General features: G+C 70.0%; 4 protein-coding genes. 2 read left to right on the top strand and 2 right to left on the bottom strand.

What is annotated here, in order from left to right:
• The coding region (locus SACHA_RS0116945) for an MFS transporter (RefSeq protein WP_019811700.1) at positions 1-1,173 on the bottom strand (1,173 nt) is incomplete at its 3' end.
• A 355-nt stretch (positions 1,174-1,528) separates the two neighbouring features.
• Positions 1,529-1,717, bottom strand: coding sequence for a DUF1918 domain-containing protein (locus tag SACHA_RS0116950; RefSeq protein WP_007025044.1), 189 nt, complete (start codon positions 1,715-1,717; stop codon positions 1,529-1,531).
• A gap of 403 nt (positions 1,718-2,120) precedes the next feature.
• Here SACHA_RS0116950 and SACHA_RS0116955 point away from each other — a divergent pair, with 403 nt between their 5' ends.
• Both SACHA_RS0116955 and SACHA_RS0116965 read left to right on the top strand, forming a co-directional pair.
• A complete protein-coding gene (locus SACHA_RS0116955) occupies positions 2,121-3,344 on the top strand; it encodes an NADP-dependent isocitrate dehydrogenase (protein ID WP_019811704.1) in 1,224 nt (407 codons plus the stop codon).
• 289 nt (positions 3,345-3,633) lie between these two features.
• Positions 3,634-3,963 carry an SH3 domain-containing protein gene (locus SACHA_RS0116965; protein WP_019811708.1) on the top strand — a complete coding sequence of 110 codons (330 nt, stop codon included), beginning with the start codon at positions 3,634-3,636 and terminating at the stop codon, positions 3,961-3,963.
• Positions 3,964-3,999: the final 36 nt, after the last annotated feature.

Genomic DNA, 3,999 nt, shown 5'->3' on the forward strand with positions numbered 1-3,999 from the left:
GTCCGCGGCCGCGGAGGCGGCCTTCGCCTTGGCGCGGCGGTCGGCCACGCCCGAGGTCACCGCCAGCGACAGCCCCACGACGGCGAGGCCGGCACCCACGAGGTTCGGCGACACGAGACCGAACCCGCCGGCGATCGCGAGACCGCCCAGGTAGGCGCCGATCGAGTTGGCGATGTTGAACGCGGACTGCACGGCGGCGGAGACCATCGACTGGGCGCCGCCCGCCTTCTCCATGATCCGGGCCTGCATCATCGGGCCGATCATGAAGGAGGTCATGCCGATGCCGAACAGGGTCAGCGCGGCACCGACCTGGCTGTGGGCCGTCACGGTGAACAGCGACAGCACGAGGGCCAGCGCGGCGAGCCCGCCGTAGAGGCCCGCGGTGGGGAACCGGTCGGCGAGCCTGCCGCCGAGCACGTTGCCCACGGTCATGCCGACACCGGCCAGCGAGAGCAGCAGCGTCACGCTGGAGGCCGCAAAGCCGGCCACGTCGGTCAGCATCGGGGTCACGTAGCTGAGGCTGGCGAACCCGCCGCCGAGGCCGAAGGTGACGATCGCGAGGGCGAACCACACCTGCGGGCGACGGAAGGAACGCAGCTCACCGCGCAGCGAGTTGTCGGCGGGCTGGGGTTGACGGGGGACGAGCTTGACGATCGAGGCCAGCGCGACGAGGCCGATCAGCGCGACCGCGCCGAACGTCGCACGCCACCCGACCTGCTGGGCCAGGAACGTCCCGCCGGGGACGCCGACCACGTTGGCCAGGGTGAGGCCGAGGAACATCATGGACACGGCCTTCGCCCGGCGACGGGCGCCGACCAGATTGGCCGCCACGACGGCACCGGCGCCGAAGAACGCCCCGTGCGGCAGTCCGGCGAGGAACCGGAACACCACCCCCGTCTCGTGATTCGGGGCCAGGGCGAACAGCGCGTTGCCGAGGGTGAACACCGCCATCATGGCGATCAACATGGTTTTGCGGGGCAGTCGGACCGCCACGGCGGTGAGCAGCGGGGCGCCCACCACCACGCCGAGCGCGTAGGCGGTGATCATGTGGCCTGCGGACGGGATGGAGATGCCGAGGTCGGCGGCCACCTCGGGCAGCACCCCCATCATGACGAACTCCGTGGTACCGATGCCGAAGGCACCGATCGCGAGCGCGAGCAGCGCGATGGGCACGGGCTCTCCTTCGGGACGAAACGGTTCGGGGCGGTCTCTGAATCGATCCAGTTCAGGGCGCACGGGGGTACGGACACCTGAACCGCGGGGGGAGGTGACGGGATTGTCGGTGGTGCTTGATCGATCCAGAGAGGGACCGAAAGAAGCCGGCCGGGATTCTCCGTCCTGGGAGTCCGTCCGGGCCGGAATCTATCTTGTGTCTAGTTCAACCGAAGATGCCCGCTGTGTCATCCCGTGTGAGAGTGACGCTGACCACGGACGGGTTTGAAAACGGTGATCATGGGGCGTGCGGACCCGCGCACCCCGGCGATCGAGCCCGTGGGACCGCCGGGATGCGGTGGGCCGCCGACCCGCGTCACTCGGAGTGTGCCTCGACCTCGCAGTCCGGGCCGGGGAACATCAGGCCCTCGTGGCCGTCGGAGAACCGGACGAGATACGGCGGCTCGCCCTGCTCGCCGCGCACCTCGACGATCTCGCCCTGCCGTTCGCCCGCGCCCACGGTGCGCCCGTGTACACGGATCCTGTCTCCCACGGATGCTCGCATCGTTGACCACCTCCGTACGGCCAGGGTAGGAGCGCCGTGGCCCCCGGGCGAGCCGAAACCCCCAACCCCCCTCGGTCGGGCCCCCTCCCCACCCGCGAGTCGCCGCTCCACACCGGCGAGTCGACGCTCCGTGTGCGGCGTCCGGGGTCCACCCGGGGCGGGCCGGCCGACGCGGGGTGTCGACTCACGGACGGGAAGTGCCGACTCGCGGGCACCCGGCGGCGACTCGCGGGGATCGTGGGACGACTCAGGGTGTCGGGAGGGTTACTCGCGGGAGCGGACCGAGGTGTGAGGTTGGCCGTAAATTGCGGGGCAGGAGACGTGCGGCCGGTACTAGCAGTACGCTTGTACCGCTACCACGTGCCGAACTACCGCGAGATCCGCGAGAGGAGCGCCGCCGCTCATGGCCAAGATCAAGGTCGAGGGCACCGTCGTCGAGCTCGACGGCGATGAGATGACCCGCATCATCTGGCAGTTCATCAAGGACAAGCTCATCCACCCGTACCTCGACGTGAACCTCGAGTACTACGACCTCGGCATCGAGGAGCGGGACCGCACGGACGACCAGGTGACGGTCGACGCGGCGAACGCCATCAAGAAGCACGGTGTGGGCGTCAAGTGCGCCACCATCACGCCCGACGAGGCCAGGGTGGAGGAGTTCGGCCTCAAGAAGATGTGGCGCAGCCCGAACGGCACCATCCGCAACATCCTCGGCGGCGTCGTCTTCCGCGAGCCCATCATCATCTCGAACATCCCGCGGCTGGTCCCCGGCTGGACGCAACCGATCATCATCGGCCGCCACGCCCACGCCGACCAGTACAAGGCCGCCGACTTCAAGGTGCCGGGGGCGGGCACGGTGACGATCACGTACACGCCGGAGGACGGGTCGGAGCCGATCGAGATGGAGGTCGCCACGTTCCCCGAGGGCGGCGGCGTCACGATGGGTATGTACAACTACCGCCGCTCGATCGAGGACTTCGCGCGCGCCTCGCTGCGCTACGGCCTCGACCGCGAGATGCCGGTGTACATGTCCACCAAGAACACGATCTTGAAGTCCTACGACGGGATGTTCAAGGACGTGTTCGAGGAGATCTACGAGAAGGAGTTCAAGGCCGACTTCGAGGCCAAGGGGCTGACCTACGAGCACCGGCTGATCGACGACATGGTGGCGGCCTCCCTGAAGTGGGAGGGCGGCTACGTCTGGGCCTGCAAGAACTACGACGGTGACGTGCAGTCCGACACGGTGGCGCAGGGCTTCGGCTCGCTCGGCCTGATGACCTCGGTGCTGCGCACGCCGGACGGCCGCACCGTCGAGGCCGAGGCCGCGCACGGCACCGTCACCCGGCACTACCGCCAGCACCAGGCGGGCAAGCCGACCTCGACCAACCCGATCGCGTCCATCTTCGCGTGGACCCGCGGGCTGGAGCACCGGGGCAAGCTCGACGGCAACTCCGAGCTGGTCGGCTTCGCGAACAAGCTGGAGCAGGTCGTCATCGAGACCGTGGAGAGCGGCAAGATGACCAAGGACCTGGCGCTGCTGGTCGGCGGGGACACCCCGTTCCAGACCACGCAGGAGTTCCTGGCCACCCTGGACCGCAACCTCGCGGCCAAGATCGCCCAGGGCTGACCCGCCCGCCGGGTTTCGCGTGAGGGGCACATTCGCCGCACTGAGCGCAGCGAATGTGCCCCTCACGGCGCGGGGCGCGGGGGAGGTGCCCCTCACGCACACATCTGACACCTACGTCATCACGGTGCCCGACGCCGAGGACCTCCACGCGGTCCTGCGGACGGGTGCGGGCTGACCGCGCACCCGTCGCCGCCTCCGACGGGGTGATTCGCCCGCTCGGGCCTGTCGGTTCCGTGGCCGGACGGCTACTCTGCCGACAGTTCCTGTCGCAGTCCGTGAGGAGTCCGGCGTGCTGGGGATACCGAAGCGGGTCGTCGTCGTGGCCGCGGTCGTCCTGGGGCTGGCGATCATCTACTCGGCGGGCTCGGAGCAGCGGGAGTCCGAGGCCGACTCCGGGGACGGGCGGGACGGTGCGGCGGCCTGCCGGGTGGTGGTCACCGCGGACGTCCTCAACGTACGCGCGGGTCCGGGCACGGACCACGAGGTCGTCGACCGGCTGCGGGCCGACGCCGAGGCCGACGCCACGGACGAGGTACGGGACGGCTTCCGCAGGATCACCGGGGAACGCTGGGCCGCCGACGAGTTCCTGCGCCCGGTCGAGGGCACCGACTGCGGCTGACAGCAGCGCGACGGGCGGCCGGGCCGTGCGCGCCCC

This window comes from Saccharomonospora halophila 8 (assembly GCF_000383775.1).
GTDB lineage: Bacteria > Actinomycetota > Actinomycetes > Mycobacteriales > Pseudonocardiaceae > Saccharomonospora > Saccharomonospora halophila.

Excerpts from the sequence above, each read along its gene's own strand:
- SACHA_RS0116950 (WP_007025044.1), bottom strand. The coding sequence starts at position 1,717 with ATGCGAGCATCCGTGGGAGACAGGATCCGTGTACACGGGCGCACCGTG.
- SACHA_RS0116955 (WP_019811704.1), top strand. The coding sequence starts at position 2,121 with ATGGCCAAGATCAAGGTCGAGGGCACCGTCGTCGAGCTCGACGGCGAT.